Consider the following 20,847-nt stretch of genomic DNA (forward strand, 5'->3'; position numbering starts at 1 on the left):
GAATATATTTTTTAGCCTTCTTCAGACTCAATACCCATAACTTTACCTTTTTCACTTACAAGTAATATATATGGAAAGCTTTTTCGCTCTATTTTAAATCTGTAAATTTTGTCTGATTTAGTATTTGATGATTTCAATTGATAGCTTACATCTTTAGAAATTTTATAACCAGAATAACTTTTTAATGTCTCTTTTACACTATCAGGTACTTCAAGCATTTGTACTTTAAACAATTTTACTTCTTGTTTATCCGTAGACGTCGACTGAGCATTTATATTTTGAAGGCCAACATAACCTAAACAAAGTAAAACTGCAATAATTCTTATATTTTTCATTTTGTGATTTTTAAATTTAATTATTTTCTTGAACTCCAACTTGTATTATATCTACCTGCATCAAAATCATACCCCAACACCAATAATGGTGTCCCGTAAGATCCAAATTGTATAGATTCGTTAATGTTAAATTGGTAACCAAGACCTAAATACATTTTATCTTTTTTCAATCCCAATAATGGAGAAACTGATAAGGGCTTAAAACCTTGATCATTTAAGAATCTTGTATTAATACCTGCCCAATAATAACCATCATCTGTTAATTTTCTCGCTTTAAAATTAATATCAGAAACGGAACGTCCATCACCTTCAAAATATTTAAAAAACAAAGAAGGTTCGTATTCATACTCATCGTTATTACTTAAAAATGTGTACCCTGTAAATAAATAGTAATTTCTTAATTTAACTGGCTCTGAATTATCAAATATTTTCGTTTCTTTATTTAAGATATTTGATGCATTAACACCTACAAAATAATTTTTAAGTCTATATAATGCTCCTACTTCAAAATTATGATTTGAGGTAGATTCACTTGCTCCAACATGTGGGTCATTATTACCTGTACCCGTTCCATCATCAAATTTATCAGTATCTATTTTAAAATGATTGAATTTATATGAAAGTCCAAATGACAAATATTCATCATCAGCTTCAGATAAAATTAAATGATAAGCATAAGACAGCTGTGCTCCCATTTGCTTTGTATTACCATTACGGTCATTATATAATATTACCCCTACCCCTGTGTTCTCATTTATTCTAGTATCATAAGACAGCTGTTGGGTTAAAGGTGCGTTTTCAACACCTAACCATTGGGCTACCCCACTTAAACGTAGTTTATGCACATCATCAATACCTGCGTAAGCCGGAGAAATAACAAAGGTATTCTCTACTAAGTATTGCGAATAGGGTGATAATTTTAATTCTTGTGAATTTGCCATAATAGTAAAGGCAAATAACATTACGGTATAAATATATTTTTTCATTGGGTTGAATAGTTTTTAATGTTATCTATATAAGGTAAAGTTGCCTTTAAACTCTCTTTTGTCATTTGCCGCATTAAGTTTAATGATATACCAATAGTCACCCGATGGTAATAATTTACCTTTATAAACGCCATTCCATGACTGTTGAACTCCTTTATACTCCTTAATTAATCGTTGATATCTATCAAATATCTTAACTGTTATATTCGGATATATTGCGATGTTTCTAGGATACCAAGTATCATTTATACCATCACCATCCGGTGTAAAGAAATTTGGAATTTCAATATCTTTTACCTCTATTATTTCTGATACAACACATCCTTTGTTATCTTTTACATAGAAGGTATAAAAACCAGCTCCAGATACTGTAAATACATTAACACTTCCAAAGTCTTCATCTTTAACCTCTGGTGATATTAATTTATCAGTATTCTTAAGCATAGCATATTGATATTCTGGTTCACCGTTTGTAGCATTAACAACATATTCTACTAAAGAATTTGCTGAGTTGTCTACACTAAAACTCACAGGCGTATATGCTTCAACAAGAACTACAACAGGTTCATCAGTACAACCTGTACTTGTATTTCTTACTCTAACTGTATGTTCACCGTCTGGCACATCTTCAAAAACATTTGATGTTTGATATGAACCACCATCTAAACTAAATTCAACTTCATTTTGGTATTCCGTTGCAACAGTAGCTATAATTTGATTTTCAGATCCCTCACATTTAAATCCTGCATCAGCAGTAAATTCTAAAAATGTTAGTTGACTTAAAGTAACTGACTCTGTTGTTTCACAAGTATTTACACCTTTTATCTTACGTATTATAATTTCGTAATCTCCAGCAACCAATGCACTAAATAAAGAGGATGCTTGGTACGTCGTTCCTCCATCAATACTATATGTTAAAGCATTACCCGATGTATTTTGACTTACATTAATGTTAATAGAACCATCACTACCTCCATAACATAATACATCTTGTTTTTCAACAGTGTATTCAATTTCTGGATCAAAATCAATGTTAGCAACCGTTGTTGTAGTACAACCATTCGCATCTTTTACCGTGATTGTATGATCTCCTTCTGTAGAAACTTCAAAAATGTTAGAATCTTGATAGCTTGTACCATTATTGATACTATATTGATATGGTGGCGTACCTCCTGTTCCTGTAGCATCTATTCTTCCGCTTAAAGCATTACCATTACATGGCATAATATTATCTAAAACACTATTTGTAGCTTGTAATAAAGTGGGTTCTCCAATTGTAAAATCAAATACATCAAAACAACCATCAGTATTCGTAACTTTAACTGAATAGTTTCCAATATCTAATCCTGTAAAATCATATGATTTCGCTGCTGTAGGCCCTTCCGTGGCAATAACACTACCCGCTTGTGATAATTCATAAGTAAAAGTTGCAGCATCATCAGTGATACTAACATTTACTTTACCATTTTCACTATCCTTACATAAGGCATCTGTTGGAGTAAATGCAACATCTAAGCCAAGAACGGTTATCGTTCTCGTAGTTATCGTACAACCAACTTTAGTTTGAGTAACTGTGTAAACACCTGGGCCGTTAATTGAAATCGTTTGACCTGTCCCCAAATCATTACCATTTTGATCTACCCATTCATAAATATTATAACCATCATGTCCAGAAATTGTTAACGTATTATTACAATACTCTTCAGTACTATCAAATTGACAAGAACTCGTGTCTACATATAAATCCATAGAACCAACATTTGGCAATCCACAACCATTAACTCCAATTAAACCTGGTTGATCTGAAACATTTTCACCTGAAGTTACTCCTCCATATGATGAGCTGATTGTATTTTGTAATAAATTAGTACATGCATCTGTATAATCAAAACAATTATCAGAAGCCGTTACTTGATATCTTATATTATATGAATCTGAAGCACTATTTCTTAAGACTAGCGTATCATCTATAGTAAATGTTATTTGTCTGGTGGCTGCATTAAATGTATGTGTAATTAAACCAGCGGCCAATGGTGTACCTGATGCATCTAAGAATTCAAATGTAGCATCATCTAAAGTTACATTTAGAGGTAATGTATTAGTCACCACAGTACTTGTAGCATCATCAGTACCAATATTTTTAAAATTAACATTATACCAAACTGTTTCTCCTAATTGTACAGGTGAATTATAAGTTATTGGATTATTAGAAGTATCTTCAACACTAGTTAACACTTGTAATATCGGCTCAATAATATTAATTGAGAATGTATTTAAAAATGTATAAATATGGTCACCCCCAGATGTATTCGTAACACGCACAGTTGCTCCAGTTTCACCGTTTCCGATTAATGCATTACCGCCATTTAATGGTGTGAAATCTAATATTTTTTGATCCCAACCTAGGGTATTTGAACTATTTAAATTTCTATCTGTTACAACTGCACCATCATGTGTAATATTACTACTAAAGAAATTATTAACATCATTTGCACCGTCATATAAAGGTGTAAAACCAGCTTTTCCATCTGCTTTAAATTGCATTTGATCGCCATATAAACCTAGATCTCCTTCTAATGCCGCAACACCCACTTTACCTTCAACAGCTCCTGAAGGAGGTGTTGTAAAGCCTGAATAACTAAAATCTACAGTACTATAACTACCATTTCTAACAGCAGACATACCATCAAAAGTACTGATGTACTTTCGTGGCTCTGATGGATCTTCATATACAATAACTAAAGACCATCCTGCAGAATTATTTGTACCTACATTTGTACTTAAGTCGGCTACATAATAATCTCCATTAGGATTGGTTATAGAAGTTACAATACTTGTAACGTCTTTATAGAATACTAAATCTAAATCTTCTCTTTTCGAGGCATCTGTTATATCAGCTGTTATTTGCTGATAGGCACCTCCAGGTATTTTAAATTTAACTTCATTAGGAGCTGGAGTTGAAGGAGCACCAACTGCACCCCAATATAAACCAGCATAAACAACTCGGTTACAAGAACCAGTTGTAAATTTAGCACTACTTGAATTGAAAGTAGAAGCATCACCATCAATATCCACAAAAACCATATCAATATCATTGTTACGGTCTGTACCATTGTAAGGTTGATCACTAGTTTCTCCTAAAATAGAATTTCCTATAATTGTTAATTCTCCATTTATTCCAGTAGACTCATATCTCTTTTCAAATGGAATTGTTGTTTGAGCACTTGATAGTAAAGGAAATATTAAAAGTGCTACTAACAATAAAAGCGTGATGTAAATAAAATTACACTTTTGTGTAGTTTGTTGGGTTGATTTCATTTTGTAAAAATATTTAGCGAATGAATTAGTAAAACGTGTGTTTAAGTTCTTTAGTATATACATAACAACTAATGAACAAAAATTCCTACCCTAAATATTAAAATAAATTATTATAGCATTAAAAATGAAGAACTTGCAGGATATTAAATTTTCTTTTAAAATGTGTTTGTTTTTTTACAACAAGCTTTTCAAAATTGAAAATTAAAATGCAAATGTATTGTTGGAAGTAAGTTGTAATATCTAATTGCTTTTTACACTATTCTTCACAACAGATAGCAGTACGTAAAGTACTATTATTAAAGGAATTGCGTAAATATAAAAGAAGATTATTGCTAATGCAGAAATTATCAAAAAAGAAACTTCTATATAATTATTACGCAGTGAAAAGTTTTTAAATTTTAATGAGAAGAGCGGAATTTCAGTATTCATTAAAAAACTAAAAATAAGGGTAACACCAATTAAAAAATAGGGATTTGAAACGAGATTAAAAATAAAATCATTATTACCAAAAGCTAAAATTACAGGTAAACTGAGAACGAATAAAGCCATAGCCGGAGTTGGCAACCCAATAAATGAAGAAGTTTGACGGTCATCTAAATTAAATTTTGCTAATCTATAGGCTGCTGCCAATGTTAAAATGATTCCCACAAATGGCAATAGTTGCACGGTGTGAATTTTAAAACCAATCCAATTTAAAGATTCCGTTTTCTCAAACATCGAAACTTCAAACGAATTATGATTTAACGAACTTAAAATCATCTGAAACATTACAATACCGGGCACTACTCCACTCGTCACAACATCTGCCAATGAATCTAATTGCAGGCCCAATTCACTCTGAACATTTAATAGCCGTGCGGCTAGACCATCAAAAAAGTCAAAAAAGATACCTAATAAAACAAAAATTGCAGCCGTAACCAAATCATTATTTGCAGCAAAAAGTACAGCAATAACCCCAGAAAAAAGGTTTAACAAGGTAATAATATTGGGAATATGCTTTTTGATAATTTTAAATTTAGGTTTAAACAAATTTACAGAATTATTAACAAAATCAATTCAAACATTAATTTTTAAATTATGTTAATAAAATATGGGGATACCTTTTCGTAATTTATTATGATTTCTTACTTTAGCAAACATACAAAAATCCCAAGCAACTTAATGTCAGAACAAACCAAATATACAGAAGATAATATTAGATCACTAGACTGGAAAGAGCATATTCGTATGCGGCCAGGTATGTATATTGGTAAATTAGGTGATGGTTCTTCTGCTGATGATGGTATCTATATCCTTATAAAAGAGGTCATTGACAATTCTATTGACGAATTTGTAATGGGTGCTGGTAAAACCATAGAAATTTCAGTAAAAGATAAAATGGTGACCGTAAGAGATTATGGTCGTGGTATTCCGCTTGGTAAGGTAGTCGATGTAGTTTCTAAAATGAATACGGGTGGTAAGTACGATTCTAGAGCCTTTAAAAAATCAGTAGGTTTAAATGGAGTGGGTACAAAAGCGGTAAACGCCTTATCATCGCATTTTAAAGTACAATCGGTTCGTGAGAATAAATCTAAAGTTGCTGAATTTGAACAGGGAAATTTGACTTTAGATGATAAAATTCTTGATTCTTCCTTACGAAAAGGTACGAAAGTTAGCTTTACACCTGACGAAACTATTTTTAACAATTATAAATACAGAAACGAGTATATTATAAAAATGATTAAAAATTATGTCTATCTCAATACGGGATTGACAATTCTTTTTAATGGTGAAAAATACTATTCTGAAAATGGGTTAAAAGATTTATTAGAAGAAAATATAGCTGAAGATGATATGGTTTACCCAATCATACACTTACAAGGCGAAGATATAGAAATTGCTTTAACCCATAGTAAATCGCAATATAGCGAAGAATTTCACTCTTTTGTAAATGGGCAACACACCACACAAGGTGGTACACACCAAAATGCGTTTAGAGAAGCAGTTGTAAAAACTGTACGTGATTTCTTTGGAAAAAATTATGAAGCCTCAGATGTTAGAAAATCAGTAGTCTCTGCCATTAGTGTAAAGGTAATGGAACCTGTTTTTGAGAGTCAAACCAAAACAAAACTAGGATCTACCGAAATGGGTGGAAAGCTACCCACCGTACGTACTTTCATTCTTGACTTTGTAAAGCGAAACTTGGATAACTATTTGCATAAAAATCCGGATACGGCTGAACATATGCAAAAGAAAATTTTGCAAGCAGAACGTGAGCGTAAAGATTTGTCTGGCATTAGAAAACTAGCCAGAGACCGAGCTAAGAAAGCCAATTTACACAATAAAAAATTACGCGATTGTCGAGTACATTTAGGTGATATGAAAAAAGACAACCGTTTGGATAGTACCTTGTTTATTACAGAGGGTGATTCTGCAAGTGGATCTATTACCAAATCGAGAAACGTAAATACACAAGCCGTATTTAGTTTAAGAGGTAAGCCGCTGAATTCCTTTGGCATGAGCAAAAAAATTGTTTATGAAAATGAAGAATTTAATTTATTACAGGCAGCTTTAAATATTGAAGATGGTATAGAAAATCTTAGATACAACAACATTGTAATTGCTACAGATGCGGATGTCGATGGTATGCATATCCGTTTGTTATTGATTACTTTTTTCTTACAGTTTTTTCCTGAATTGATAAAAGAAGGACATTTATTTATTCTTGACACCCCTCTTTTTAGGGTAAGAGACAAAAAAGAAACCTTTTATTGTTATTCGGAAACTGAAAAACAAGAAGCCATTAAGAAATTAAGAGGTAAGCCAGAAATGACACGGTTTAAAGGGTTAGGTGAAATTTCACCTGACGAATTTGCAAATTTTATTGGCGACAGCATTCGTTTAGACCCTGTGATGCTTGATAAAGAAATGTCTATAGAACAATTGTTGACTTTTTATATGGGTAAAAATACGCCTGACCGTCAAAAATTTATAATTAATAATCTAAAAGTTGAACTTGATTTAGTTGAAGAAGTATAATGCAAGAAGAAGAAGAAATCCAACCCGAAAATAATCAAGAAAACCTTTCAGATGAAACCATTACTAAGGTTTCAGGCATGTACAAAGATTGGTTTTTAGACTATGCCTCCTATGTAATATTAGAACGTGCGGTACCTGCCATTGATGATGGTTTAAAACCCGTGCAACGCCGTATTATGCAGTCTATGAAAGATTTAGACGACGGCCGTTACAATAAAGTTGCCAATTTAGTGGGACACACCATGCAGTACCACCCTCATGGAGATGCTAGTATTGCCGATGCCATGGTACAATTAGGCCAAAAAGAATTACTTATTGACATGCAAGGAAACTGGGGTAATATCCTTACTGGAGATAGAGCTGCAGCTTCAAGATATATAGAAGCCCGTTTGTCAAAATTTGCCTTAGAAGTTGTTTTTAATCCGAAAACTACCGAATGGCAATCTTCTTATGATGGTCGTAGAAAAGAACCTATTGATTTACCCGTTAAATTCCCGCTATTATTAGCACAAGGAGCTGAAGGTATTGCCGTAGGTCTATCAACAAAAATACTACCCCATAACTTTAACGAACTTATTGATGCCTCTATAAAACATCTAAAAGGAAAAAGCTTTGTACTTCTACCCGATTTTTTAACAGGTGGTATTGCGGATATCACTAATTATAACGAAGGCAAACGAGGCGGTAAAGTTAGAGTGCGTTCTAAAATATCTCAATTTGACAAAAACACGCTAGTTATCAACGAAATACCTTTTGGTACTACAACCTCTTCTTTAATAGATTCTGTACTTAAAGCCAATGACAAGGGCAAAATAAAAATAAAGAAAATTGAAGATAATACAGCCGCTGCAGTTGAAATATTAGTGCATTTACCTAATGGCGTTTCACCTGACAAAACGATAGATGCTCTTTATGCCTTTACCAATTGTGAGGTTTCCATTTCGCCACTTTGCTGTATCATTGAAAATAATAAACCCATTTTTATTGGGGTTCATGAAATGTTACGTAAATCTACCGACCATACAGTAGCATTATTAAAACAAGAACTTGAAATTCAACTTCAAGAATTAGAAGAACAATGGCATTTTGCTTCATTAGAACGTATTTTTATTGAAAACAGAATCTATCGCGACATTGAAGAGGAAGAAACATGGAAAGGTGTAATTGCTGCCATAGACAAAGGCTTAAAACCACATACAAAACATTTAAAACGGAAAGTTACTGAAGAAGACATTGTTCGTTTAACGGAAATTAGAATTAAAAAAATATCAAAATTTGATATTGACAAGGCCAAACAGTTTATTGAAAGTTTAGAAGAAAAAATTGCTGAAGTAAAACATCATTTAGCAAACCTAATCACTTTTGCCATTGATTACTTTAAGAATTTAAAGGAAAAATACGGCAAAGACAAGGACCGTAAAACGGAAATCAGAATCTTTGAAGACATTGTAGCCACTAAGGTCGCTATGAAAAATGCAAAGCTTTATGTGAACCGAAAAGAAGGCTTTTTTGGAACTTCTTTACGTAAAGATGAATTTGTAGCTGACTGTGCGGATATTGATGATATAATCGTTTTCCTAGAAGATGGTAGAATGGTAGTGTCAAAAATCGATTCTAAAACGTTTGTAGGTAAAAACATTATCCATATTGCTGTTTTTAAGAAAAAAGACAAGCGTACGGTGTACAATATGATTTATCGTGACGGTAAAGCGGGTTCTACCTATATGAAGCGTTTTTCTGTTACCAGTATTACCAGAGACAAAGATTACGACCTCACCGCTGGCACCAAAGGCTCTACTGTACTTTATTTCTCAGCCAACCCAAATGGTGAAGCAGAAGTAGTGATGGTGTATTTAAGAGCCTTAGGCAACGTTAAAAAACTGAAATGGGACATTGATTTCGCCGATTTAGCCATAAAAGGTCGCAGTAGTAAAGGGAATACCGTTACAAAACATGCCGTTAAAAAAATAGAGCTTAAAGAAAAAGGAATATCCACATTAAAACCACGTAAAATATGGTTTGATGATACCGTACAACGTTTAAATGTTGAAAATAGAGGTGATTTACTAGGTGAGTTTACTGCCGAAGATCGTTTATTGATTATTACACAATCGGGTACTGTAAAAACCATTATGCCTGAACTCTCTGCTCATTTTGATGATGACATGATTATCCTTGAAAAATGGATTCCGAACAAACCTATTTCTGCTATTCATTATGATGGTGAAAAAGAACGCTATTATGTCAAACGTTTTATGATTGACAATCCAAACAAGGAAGAAATATTCATTTCAGAACATGCAAAATCGCAACTTGAAATTGTAGCTACTGATTTTAGACCCATTGCAGAAGTTATTTTCTCAAAACGGGCCTTAGAAAATGAAACGGTAAACTTTGAAGAATTTATTGCGGTAAAAGGCATTAAGGCAATTGGAAATCAATTAACTACAGATAAAATAAAACAAGTTAATTTACTAGAGCCGCTACCCTATTTAGAGCCCGAAGTAAATACGGTTGAAGTGGTTGAAGAAGAAGAAATAGACAACGAAACAGAAGCTACTACCCCCATAAAAGACACTGAAAAACCAGCTACTAAAGAAACAAAAGAAGACACTAATAATGATGGTGACGATGATGATGATGGGCAAATAACGTTGTTTTAGTGCATTAAAATCGTTTTTATAAAAAAAATACATAACGGATGTAAACACTCCCAAAGCATCGGGACGTTTAGCTAGCCATACAAGCTAATTAAACGCATTGCGTTTATACAATTGTTAATAGTCATTAATTCGGAGGTTCGTAAAATCCAATGGTTATGGAGAGTAATAAGATGTAAAATAACCGTGAAATTGATAAAGAAAAGGGATTACCTTCACCCACACTGACTTTAGATTCAGGGAATCGAGTAAATCCTGATTTACAATCGTTTCACGATATAAAGTCGAACTGAGTTCAAGGTACTGTTTTATTATGACAAAGTCAAGTTTATTGGTCTTTACAGTCTTCCTCTCTACGTTTTTTAGCTCTAGCTAAAATCCATAGAGGCGAAGTTATTTTACTTACTAACTCAAAGGAAACTGCCTTTGAGTTCCGATTAACAACAACTAACACTATGTAAAGAGAATAAAACTAACGTTTTACTATCTTTACACATACATTGTGCGTCATATAAAACCAAACAGAAAATGAAGATTTTATTTTTAACATTATGGGCAATTTTATCTGTTTCTTGTAATTCCCAAGAGAAGAAAGTGGAAAATGCCGAAATTGAAAATGTAATCGGACAAACAAATGCTACTCAAATTGGAGAATATGTAGTGGAAACATTTCAAGACTCAAAAGAAAATCTTTGGTTCGGAACTTTAGAAAAAGGAGTTGCAAAATATAATGGAAACAATTTAACCTATTTGACAACAAAAGACGGGTTGCCAAGTAATCGAATTGTAAATATCATAGAAGATAAATCAGGGAACTTATGGTTCGGAACAGGTGCTGGACTATCAAAATTTGACGGGAAGACATTTACCAACTATTCTGAAAAAGATGGACTTTGTAGTGATATGATAAGCAATGTATTTATAGATAGCAAACAAAACCTATGGATTGGGACTTGGGGTGGAGTTTGTAAGTTTGACGGAACTCGATTTGAAAATTTTCCAATCCCCTATCCGAAAATAGAAACCAAAATTAACCAAGACACAAAAGATTGGACAACCTCAATCACAGAAGATTCAAAAGGGAATATTTGGTTTGGAAGAGACGGTTATGGAGCCACCAAATTTGATGGAAATTCTTTTACGCATTTAACAACAAAGGAAGGTTTGAACTCAAATAATGTTCAATCAATTGCATCAGATAAAGAAGGAAACATTTGGATTGGAACAAGAGTAGCGGAAAAAGATAATGCAGATACCAAAAAACGAATTGGAGAAGGCGGTCTAAACAAATATGATGGCAATAAAATCATTCATTTTTCCGAAATCAACGGACTAAATGAAAGTGATGTATTCGCAGTTTTCAAAGACAACTCGAACAGTTTATGGATTGGTACAACAAGTAACGGTGTTTACAGTTACACAAACAATGAGTTCGTAAATTACAAAGTTCCAACTTCGACAATGAGTTTTTTAAGAGATATAAATGGAAAAATTTGGTTAGGCTCTGCAGGTGGATTATATACGATTGACAAAGACGGAGAAGTAATAAATGTAATGACAAATGGACCTTGGAATTAAAAAAAATACGAACGCACTACAATGTATATAAAAAATAGGCGGATTAGTCCTAAAGTCAAAGGTTTTAGATCGTATCAAGCTTTGTGCTTAACCGAAAGTTTCGTGCTTCTAAATCGCTTATTTTTCATATACTAAACGTTGTGGTTAATACCGAAAACCCAGAAACCGAATGAATAAAACAGTATTTGAAATTACCAAAATGGACTGTCCTTCAGAGGAAAATCTTATCCGAATGAAATTGGACGGAATTTCAAGTATTGCGAATTTGGACTTTGACATTCCGAATCGAAAATTGACTGTTTTCCACAGCGAAGAAATTGACCAAATCGAAAGGTCTGTTATCGAACTGAATTTAGGCGGAAAAAAAATATCGACTGAACATACCGACCAAACGGAATTTAAAGAAAATGAAAACCAAAAAAAGCTACTTTGGTCAGTACTTATAATAAATTTCTGCTTTTTTATTATCGAAATGACAACAGGAATTATCTCAAAATCGATGGGACTTGTTGCAGATAGTTTGGATATGCTTGCCGATAGTTTTGTTTACGGAATTAGTTTGTTTGCGGTTGGCGGAACTGTAATTAAGAAAAAAAGAATTGCAAAACTTGCTGGATATTTTCAAATCACACTTGCTATTATTGGATTTGTAGAAGTTTTAAGGAGATTTTTCGGAGACGAGAAACTTCCGAATTTTTCGACAATGATTATCGTTTCGATTTTTGCACTTATCGCAAACGGAATTTGTCTTTATATTTTACAAAAGTCAAAAAGTAAAGAAGAAGCACATATGAAAGCGAGTATGATTTTCACTTCAAATGATGTGATCATTAATTTAGGTGTAATTATCGCAGGAGTTTTAGTAAATTGGTTGAGTTCAAGTAAACCTGATTTGATTATCGGAACAATTGTTTTTATTTTGGTAATTCAAGGTGCATTTAGAATATTGAAATTAAGTAAATAAAAGAAGTACTGTGGTAAAAAAACTTAAGTCGTATAGAATTAATTGCTTACAAAGTCCGTGACTTCGAAATTTCTCCCGCAATGTCAAGATAGTTTTAATTTGCTAACTTTAGTGCTCAACCAAGTAACATGACCTTAAAAGAAAGATTAGAATTTTGTAATATATGTGAAAATCGAAATATTGACATGAAAGTTGGGCTTAAATGTAATTTAACAAATAAGAAGCCTGAATTTGAGAATACATGTGAGTTTTTTATAAAAGACGAAAAAGAAGCCGAAAGAAAATTAAAACTTAAATTGGACGCCACTGGAACTTCCAGAAGTCAGAATGGTTCATTAGTTCCATCAAATAACATTAACTATGGAGTTTTCTTAACCATAGCTGGAATTCTCGTATTATTACTATTATCTCCTTTATTTGGAGCAATAATTTTAACAGGTGGAATTTCATTTTTAATGAGAGGCTATTCACAGAAAAAAATCTTAGCTAAAAATAAATCATTTAACGAAAAGTTGAATGAAAAATAAAAACATTACCCGCTATTATAAAATAAAATGCCAGAACTAGAAGATAAAACGTATTTAGAAATTCAAGACTTAAGTGCAAAAGGTGATCGTCTAGCTGAAGAGGGAAATTTTAGCTCAGCATTAGAAAATTATTGGAAAGCATTTGATTTAGTCCCTGAACCGAAAACAGATTGGGATACCACAACCTGGATTTTAACTGCTATTGGCGATTCCAATTTTCTTGGAAATGACTTCCAAGCAGGAGTTGATAACCTTTCTAACGCAATGCATTGTCCAGATGCAATTGGTAATCCATTTATTCATTTACGCCTAGGTCAATGTCAATTGGAGATTGGAAATCTAGACCGTGCCACTGATGAGTTAACCAGAGCCTATGCCCTTGAAGGTGAAGCATTTTTCTCAAAAGAAGCCCCTAAGTACATAGAGTTTTTAAAGACTCGAATTGATACTATTCCTCCCAAGAAAAAACCGTGGTGGAAAAGATAAAAAAAAGAGCTTTCAAACAACTAAACCTCACGCTTCCATTTAATACCACACCCAATACTAGGTTTTTGAATTGCGTTATTATTTTCACCTTCCAACAAACAATCTATAGCATTACGTAAATCTACACCAGTCACTTCTACTCCATTTCCAGGTCTAGATTCGTCTAACTGTCCACGATAGGTCAATTTTAAATCATCATTAAATAGATAAATGTCAGGTGTACAGGCGGCATCATAGACTTTTGCTACTTCCTGAGTTTCATCATATAAATACGGAAAAGGATACCCTTCTGTTTTTGCTAACTTTTTCATTAAATCTGGAGCATCTTGTGGGTAATTCTCCACATCATTAGCAGAAATGGCTACAAAAGAGATACCTTTTGAGTTATAATCATTCGCAATCTTAACTAATTCCTCATTGATATGGATCACAAACGGACAATGATTGCAAATAAAGAAAATAACTGTCCCTTTATTACCTTTCAGATTGCTTAAAGACATCGTTTTATCACTAATCGTATCTAGCAATTTAAAGTCGGGTGCTTTGGTTCCTAAAGGAATCATATTTGAAGCTGTTCTCGCCATTTTTTTTTAGAATTTATATCAAAAGAATCTATATTATATTTGTAGTTTTACATTACTAAAATTTTGTTACAGGTTTAGCATTGTATTTGGTTAATGAATCGGTTCTCGATACATTTTTAATTTTAACCCAACAATTGGGTGAAAATAAAAAACACTCGAACGGACGATAGCTTTATACTTCAACCAAACGTCAGTTCGAGTATTTTCTTCGAAATGACAGTGTAGAGGAAAATGTATCGAGAACAGTTTTTGTTCTATTAAAACATTAGCAATAACCCACAACAAAGTATAAAATTAATGAAAATATGTCAGACATCATATCTTTTGAAGACTTCACTAAAGTAGACATCAGAACAGGTACTATTATTGAAGTAAACTACTTTCCAAAAGCCAAAAAACCCGCGTATCAGCTTACTATAGATTTTGGAAAATTAGGTGTTAAAAAATCTAGTGCACAGATAACAGAGCTCTATTCAAAAGAAGACTTACTCAATAGACAAATTACTGCCGTTGTCAACTTTAAACCGAAACAAATTGCCAATTTTATCAGTGAATGTTTAGTGCTAGGTATAGAAAACAATAATAAAGAAGTTGTACTTCTAAAATCATCTACAAAAACCATTAACGGAACACCTGTTAATTAAAAAATCAAAAATTTCACATTCCACTATTTTTAGAAACAAAATGCCAGTAACCATAAACACTCAAATAGAAAAATTATCAGAAAAACTGGACGGAGCGTTGTTTTACGACGACTTACACAAAAGTATTTACGCTACAGACGCGTCTGTCTATAGAAAAATTCCCTTAGCAGTCGCCTTTCCAAAAAATGATAACGATTTAAAAATTCTAATTGATTTTGCACAACAAAATCAAATAACCCTAATTCCCAGAGCTGCGGGTACTTCATTAGCGGGACAATGTGTTGGAGATGGTCTGGTAGTAGATACTTCTAAGCATTTCACTTCCATATTATCTTTTGATGAAAAGGCAAAAACGGTTACCGTACAACCGGGAATTGTAAGAGATGAACTCAATAGGTATTTAAAACCTTATGGACTTTTTTTTGGCCCCAACACCTCAACCAGTAATCGCTGTATGATTGGCGGAATGGTTGGTAATAATTCTTCAGGAACCACCTCCATTCAATTTGGTGTAACACGCGATAAAGTAATTCAGTTAAAAACTTTACTGTCAGACGGTTCAGAAGCCACATTTGAAGCTCTAAATCAGAATGATTTTAAACAAAAATGTGTTGGAAATAGTTTAGAAAATAAAATCTACAAAACTATTTTTGAGGAATTATCGGATAAAGAAAAACAGCAAGAAATACGAAATGAATTTCCTAAAACATCCATCCATAGAAGAAATACGGGCTATGCTGTTGATGAATTATTAAATACTTCTACTTTTTCAACTTCTGATGAAAATATCAATATTGCAAAATTACTTTGCGGAAGTGAAGGCACATTGGCATTTACAACTGAAATCACCTTACAATTAGACGATTTACCGCCATCGCATAGTTTAGTGGTTGCAGCACATTTTACGAGTATACAAGAAAGTTTGGAAGCTACAGTCGTGGCTATGAAGCATAATTTATATACCTGTGAGTTAATGGATAAAACCATACTTGATTGTACCAAAAAAAACCGTGAACAACTTAAAAACAGGTATTTTATTGAAGGAGATCCCAAAGCTATTTTATTACTAGAAATTAAAGCAGATACCGATCAAGAAACAGAAGCTTTAGCAGATACATTAATTGCTGATTTAAAAGAACATAATTTTGGTTATTCATATCCCAAATTATTTAATGCAGATAGTGAAAAAGCCGCTGAACTGCGTAAAGCGGGATTAGGACTTTTAGGAAACATTGTAGGAGATAATAAAGCCGTAGCGTGTATTGAAGATACTGCGGTAGACCTACAAGATTTGCCCGCGTACATCAAAGAATTTACAGCTATGATGGATAGTTACGGACAAGACGCCGTTTATTACGCACATGCAGGTGCAGGTGAATTACACCTCCGCCCTATCTTGAATCTAAAAAAAGCAGAAGATGTAGTTCTTTTTAAGACGATAACTACCGAAACTGCCAAGCTCGTTAAAAAATATAAAGGTTCATTTAGTGGAGAACATGGAGATGGTATTGTACGAGGTGAATTTATACCGCTTATGATTGGCGATAAAAATTATGACCTACTCAGACGTATTAAACAAGTTTTTGACCCCAATAACATTTTCAACAAAGGAAAAATAGTAGATGCTTTTCCTATGGATCAATCTTTTCGTTATGAAGTAGACCGGAATGAACCTGAAATAGAAACCATAATGGACTTTTCAGATTCAGAGGGGATTTTAAAAGCTGCTGAAAAATGTAATGGTTCTGGTGATTGCAGAAAGTCAACCGATGCAGGTGGCATGATGTGTCCTAGTTATAGAGCCACTTTAAATGAAAAAGACACCACACGAGCTAGAGCGAATGCGTTACGGGAGTTTTTAACTAATGGAGCAGAAAAAAGGAATAAATTTGATCATGAAGAGCTTAAAAAAGTATTTGATCTATGCTTAAGTTGTAAAGCTTGTGCTAGTGAGTGCCCTAGCAATGTAGATGTTGCTAGTTTTAAGGCTGAATTCTTACATCAATATCAAAAGGTAAACAAACCTTCTTTCAGAACTAAGATGTTCGCTAATAACGTAAAGTATAATAAGCTGGGTAGTATTTTTCCTAGTTTGACCAATGTTATCTTAAACACCTCTTTGACTAAAAAAATAATGGGTATTGCTGTGGAACGTAGCATACCAAAATTGGCACCTCAGACCTTGAAAAAATGGATAAAGAAGAATCAATCCAAATTACAGCCAACACAACCTATAAAGGGTGAATTAACCTTGTTTTGCGATGAATTTACTAACTTTTACGATTTAAATGTTGGTATAGACACCATTAAATTACTAACCAAATTAGGCTATACCATTAATTTTATTGACCACACCGAAAGTGGTAGAAGTCATATTTCTAAAGGATTCTTAGATGAAGCTAAGGTTTTAGCAAATAAAAACATTGCTACTTTTAAAGATACGATTAATAAGAACAATCCCATTATTGGTATGGAACCCTCGGCTATTTTATCATTCAGAGATGAATATATACGATTGGCAGATGATAAAGAGGCTGCCAAGCATTTGGCATTACATGCGTATACCATTGAAGAATTTTTAAATAATGAAATCGTGGCAGGCAACATCAATTCTTCTCAATTTACAGACGAGCATAAAGAGATAAAAATTCACGGTCATTGCCATCAGAAGTCATTATCTACAACTTCAGCTACTTTTGCCATGTTAAACCTCCCCGAAAACTATACAGTAACCATAATAAATTCAGGTTGTTGCGGTATGGCAGGTTCTTTTGGTTATGAAAAAGAGCATTATGAATTGAGTATGCAAGTAGGAGAACAATCGCTATTCTCAAAAATTAGAAAATTTGAACCCAACACTGAAATTTCTGCGGCTGGTACTAGTTGTCGTCATCAAATTTATGACGGCACGAAAAAGGTAGCATTGCATCCTGCTCAGTTGTTGTTGAAGGCTTTGAAATAAAACGAAGTTCTTTAATACACCGAGTTCGTAGTAAGAAAATTTCGGCTGTTCGCGTAAAATTCTATAAGAATTTTGTATCGAGAACATATAATTTTCTCCCAATGCTTTGGGATAAAAACCTATTCTCGATACAATATTTCACGAAAAATTACTCGAATCGACGGTTTTTCAGAACTTATAATTTATAATTTAGCTTTTATTATTAAGAGAATTATGATTATATTCTTAACTTAAAATCACAAGTTAACTTGCGTTACCACCGTTATTAGGACACATCAAAAACTCTATAGAAGTGTAATCCTTGAATATTCTCGATACAATTTTTATCGAAAGATTACTCGAATCGACGGTTTTTCGAAACTTATAATTTATAATCTAGCTTTTATTATTAAGAGAATTATGATAAAATCCTTAACTTAAAATCACAAGTTAACTTGCGTTACCACCGTTAATGGGAAACATCAAAAACTCCATAGAAGTGTAATCCTTGAATATTCATGATACAATTTTTCTCGAATTGACGGTTTTTCGAAACTTATAATTTATAATCTAGCTTTTATTATTAATAAAATTTTAATTAAACCCTTAACTTAAAATCACAAGTTAACTTGCGGCACCACCGATATTGGGACACGTCAAAAACTCCATAGAAGTGTAATCCTTGTAATAAGGTTATAAAGTCCGATAAATGAAGCCCTGTAGGGGCGATATCTTATACGTTTCATGCATTGAAATAATCACACTCATTCTAAAGTACATTTTACTCATCCTTTTGGTCATTTTACTCAATATGGATTTCTATAATTGATGTTTGAAGCTAAATTCGTCTTATAAATTAACTATAAAACGAATACTTATGAATCAAAATTTCAACCTTAGCATTAGCAAACCTTGTTCAGAAAATTTCAATCAATTTAAAAAAACAGAAGCAGGCGGCTTTTGTGATTCTTGTGAAAAAGAAGTCATTGACTTTAGAAGCATGACACCTAAAGAAATAACAAACTACTTTAAAAATAACGATGGCAAAACCTGTGGCATCTTTAATACACCTCAACTAAAGACATACACGCCTGAACCAATAAGAAATAGCAGCAAGTTCAATTTTATTAGCGGTCTGAGTTTTTCTTTATTATCGATGGCATTAATGAATACCGCTCAAGCACAAACAACAAAACAACCTAGCATTGTTATTGAACAGAATACTGATCAGACAAACAATGAAACCAAACAAGATAAAGAATACACAATATCTGGTATAATATCTGATGAGTCATCTCCTTTACCAGGAGCAAATGTGGTATTACAAGGAACCATGGTGGGTACACAAACTGATTTTGATGGAAAATTTACTTTTCCTCAAAAATTGAAAAAAGGTGATGTTTTAGTAATAAGTTATATTGGTTACAATTCAAAACATATTACCATAACTAACAACAGTAAAAAGTTAGATTTTAAAATAGATTTAGCTTTAGAAATGGATTCTTGCATGATTTTAGGAGAAGTAGAAGTTCAAAAAGTTCAAAAATCGAAAAAATCGTTGTGGAGAAAATTAAAGCAATAATCATTATCCTATTTGGTATTTCTAGCTTTGCTCAAACAGATGATTTTAAGCAAATAGACTTTACAAAAGCAGATAGTATAGCTAAGTTTTATCATGGAGAAAATTTAGATAACTTACCGCTTTTAGTTCACAAACTGACTGCTACCTTCACTACTGATGTTGAAAAATTCAGAGCCATTTACACTTGGGTCAGTACAAATATTGATAATGATTATGGAAGTGCAGTTAAAAATCAGAGAAAACGAAAAAAATTAATGAATGATGACTACGCCCTAGGTAATTGGAACAATACGTTTAAAATTCATATGTTTCGTACACTTTTAAAAGATAAAAAAACAATTTGTACTGGTTATGCCTATCTCATAAAAGAACTGTCAACTATAGCCAATATTAACTGTAAAATTATTGATGGTTACGGTAGAAATATAGACAATAACATTGGTGAGCTATCAGTACCTAATCATTCTTGGAATGCCGTCTTTCTAAACAATAAATGGTACCTCAGTGATGCTACTTGGTCAAGTGGTTATACTGAATTACCAACTTATGCGTTTATTAGCGATTACAATGATGGCTATTTTTTGACAGAGCCTAAACTATTTTCAAAAAGCCACTACCCTCTTAACGAGCAATGGCTCTTAATGCAAAACAATCCGAGTGTTTCTGATTTTCTGAATGGCCCATTAGTCTATGGGAATACATTTAAAAATACGATTATACCCATTACTCCTGCTACAATGTATATTGAAACTTCAAAAAAAATGATCAATACATTTACATTAGAAATTTCCGAGTCATTTAAAATTGAGGAATTAGAGTTAGAAATAAGCAATGGATCTAACAGAACAAAAGTTGAACCCACCAACACGGTTATCACCGATAATCTATTAAATGTTGACTATCAATTCAAAAGAACAGGCCATTATGATTTTCACATTAAACTCAAAGATGAAGTCGTAGTTACTTATTTGATTAAAGTAAAAAGGAAATTATACCATTCTAAACGATCTAGTAATAAAATTAAAATTTAGAGCCTCTTTTAAACGCGTTGTAAAATTCAATTATGTAAAATGAGCAGTATTTAGAAATACTATAAATATTCTCTAAATTAAATTCACTTTAAGTAATTTATTTTAACTCAAACCTATGCGATATTAACAGGGGTATTAAATATTTGTTAAATTATTAGTATATTTAGTATATATTTAACATTTTAGCAACTTA

General features: G+C 32.7%; 15 protein-coding genes. 10 read left to right on the forward strand and 5 right to left on the reverse strand.

Annotated elements, in window-relative coordinates:
• Positions 1–11 precede the first annotated feature (11 nt).
• From JBL43_RS00850 to JBL43_RS00865, 4 genes are all read right to left on the reverse strand, one after another.
• Positions 12–335, reverse strand: coding sequence for a hypothetical protein (locus JBL43_RS00850; RefSeq protein WP_198839603.1), 324 nt, complete (start codon positions 333–335; stop codon positions 12–14).
• 20 nt (positions 336–355) lie between these two features.
• Positions 356–1,321, reverse strand: coding sequence for a PorP/SprF family type IX secretion system membrane protein (locus JBL43_RS00855; protein ID WP_198839604.1), 966 nt, complete (start codon positions 1,319–1,321; stop codon positions 356–358).
• A 21-nt stretch (positions 1,322–1,342) separates the two neighbouring features.
• Positions 1,343–4,639: a T9SS type B sorting domain-containing protein gene (locus tag JBL43_RS00860; protein WP_198839605.1), complete on the reverse strand. Its 3,297-nt coding sequence runs from the start codon at positions 4,637–4,639 to the stop codon at positions 1,343–1,345.
• A 240-nt stretch (positions 4,640–4,879) separates the two neighbouring features.
• Complete coding sequence (locus JBL43_RS00865) at positions 4,880–5,668, reverse strand: CDP-alcohol phosphatidyltransferase family protein (RefSeq protein ID WP_233098644.1); 789 nt, start codon at positions 5,666–5,668, stop codon at positions 4,880–4,882.
• 132 nt (positions 5,669–5,800) lie between these two features.
• Between JBL43_RS00865 and JBL43_RS00870 the strand changes: the two genes are divergently transcribed.
• From JBL43_RS00870 to JBL43_RS00895, 6 genes are all read left to right on the forward strand, one after another.
• The gene (locus JBL43_RS00870) at positions 5,801–7,657 is read left to right on the forward strand and encodes a DNA topoisomerase IV subunit B (RefSeq protein WP_198839606.1); all 1,857 of its coding nucleotides are present in this window, start codon (positions 5,801–5,803) and stop codon (positions 7,655–7,657) included.
• Positions 7,657–10,320: a DNA gyrase/topoisomerase IV subunit A gene (locus tag JBL43_RS00875; RefSeq protein WP_198839607.1), complete on the forward strand. Its 2,664-nt coding sequence runs from the start codon at positions 7,657–7,659 to the stop codon at positions 10,318–10,320. The genes JBL43_RS00870 and JBL43_RS00875 overlap by 1 nt, the downstream gene beginning before the upstream one ends.
• Before the next feature lie 525 nt (positions 10,321–10,845).
• Complete coding sequence (locus JBL43_RS00880) at positions 10,846–11,895, forward strand: ligand-binding sensor domain-containing protein (RefSeq protein ID WP_198839608.1); 1,050 nt, start codon at positions 10,846–10,848, stop codon at positions 11,893–11,895.
• 169 nt (positions 11,896–12,064) lie between these two features.
• Complete coding sequence (locus JBL43_RS00885) at positions 12,065–12,859, forward strand: cation efflux transmembrane domain-containing protein (protein WP_198839609.1); 795 nt, start codon at positions 12,065–12,067, stop codon at positions 12,857–12,859.
• Positions 12,860–12,987: 128 nt separating this feature from the next.
• Positions 12,988–13,386 (forward strand): hypothetical protein, encoded by a 399-nt coding sequence (locus JBL43_RS00890; RefSeq protein WP_198839610.1) that lies wholly within the window; start codon positions 12,988–12,990, stop codon positions 13,384–13,386.
• Between the two features lie 27 nt (positions 13,387–13,413).
• Complete coding sequence (locus JBL43_RS00895; RefSeq protein ID WP_198839611.1) at positions 13,414–13,872, forward strand: hypothetical protein; 459 nt, start codon at positions 13,414–13,416, stop codon at positions 13,870–13,872.
• A 20-nt stretch (positions 13,873–13,892) separates the two neighbouring features.
• Here the strand turns inward: JBL43_RS00895 and JBL43_RS00900 are convergent, their stop codons facing one another.
• A complete protein-coding gene (locus JBL43_RS00900) occupies positions 13,893–14,456 on the reverse strand; it encodes a thioredoxin family protein (RefSeq protein WP_198839612.1) in 564 nt (187 codons plus the stop codon).
• A 305-nt stretch (positions 14,457–14,761) separates the two neighbouring features.
• Here JBL43_RS00900 and JBL43_RS00905 point away from each other — a divergent pair, with 305 nt between their 5' ends.
• The 4 genes from JBL43_RS00905 (at position 14,762) to JBL43_RS00920 (ending at position 20,654) form a co-directional block, all read left to right on the forward strand.
• Positions 14,762–15,100, forward strand: a complete 339-nt coding sequence (locus tag JBL43_RS00905; protein WP_198839613.1) for a tRNA-binding protein — start codon at positions 14,762–14,764, stop codon at positions 15,098–15,100.
• A 40-nt stretch (positions 15,101–15,140) separates the two neighbouring features.
• Positions 15,141–18,062, forward strand: a complete 2,922-nt coding sequence (locus JBL43_RS00910; RefSeq protein ID WP_198839614.1) for an FAD-binding and (Fe-S)-binding domain-containing protein — start codon at positions 15,141–15,143, stop codon at positions 18,060–18,062.
• A gap of 856 nt (positions 18,063–18,918) precedes the next feature.
• Positions 18,919–19,623 (forward strand): carboxypeptidase-like regulatory domain-containing protein, encoded by a 705-nt coding sequence (locus JBL43_RS00915; RefSeq protein ID WP_198839615.1) that lies wholly within the window; start codon positions 18,919–18,921, stop codon positions 19,621–19,623.
• A complete protein-coding gene (locus tag JBL43_RS00920) occupies positions 19,602–20,654 on the forward strand; it encodes a transglutaminase domain-containing protein (RefSeq protein ID WP_198839616.1) in 1,053 nt (350 codons plus the stop codon). Before JBL43_RS00915 ends, JBL43_RS00920 begins: the two co-directional genes overlap by 22 nt.
• Positions 20,655–20,847 lie beyond the last annotated feature (193 nt).

Origin of the sequence: Aureibaculum flavum, from assembly GCF_016406085.1 — a bacterium.
Classification (GTDB): Bacteria; Bacteroidota; Bacteroidia; order Flavobacteriales; family Flavobacteriaceae; genus Aureibaculum; species Aureibaculum flavum.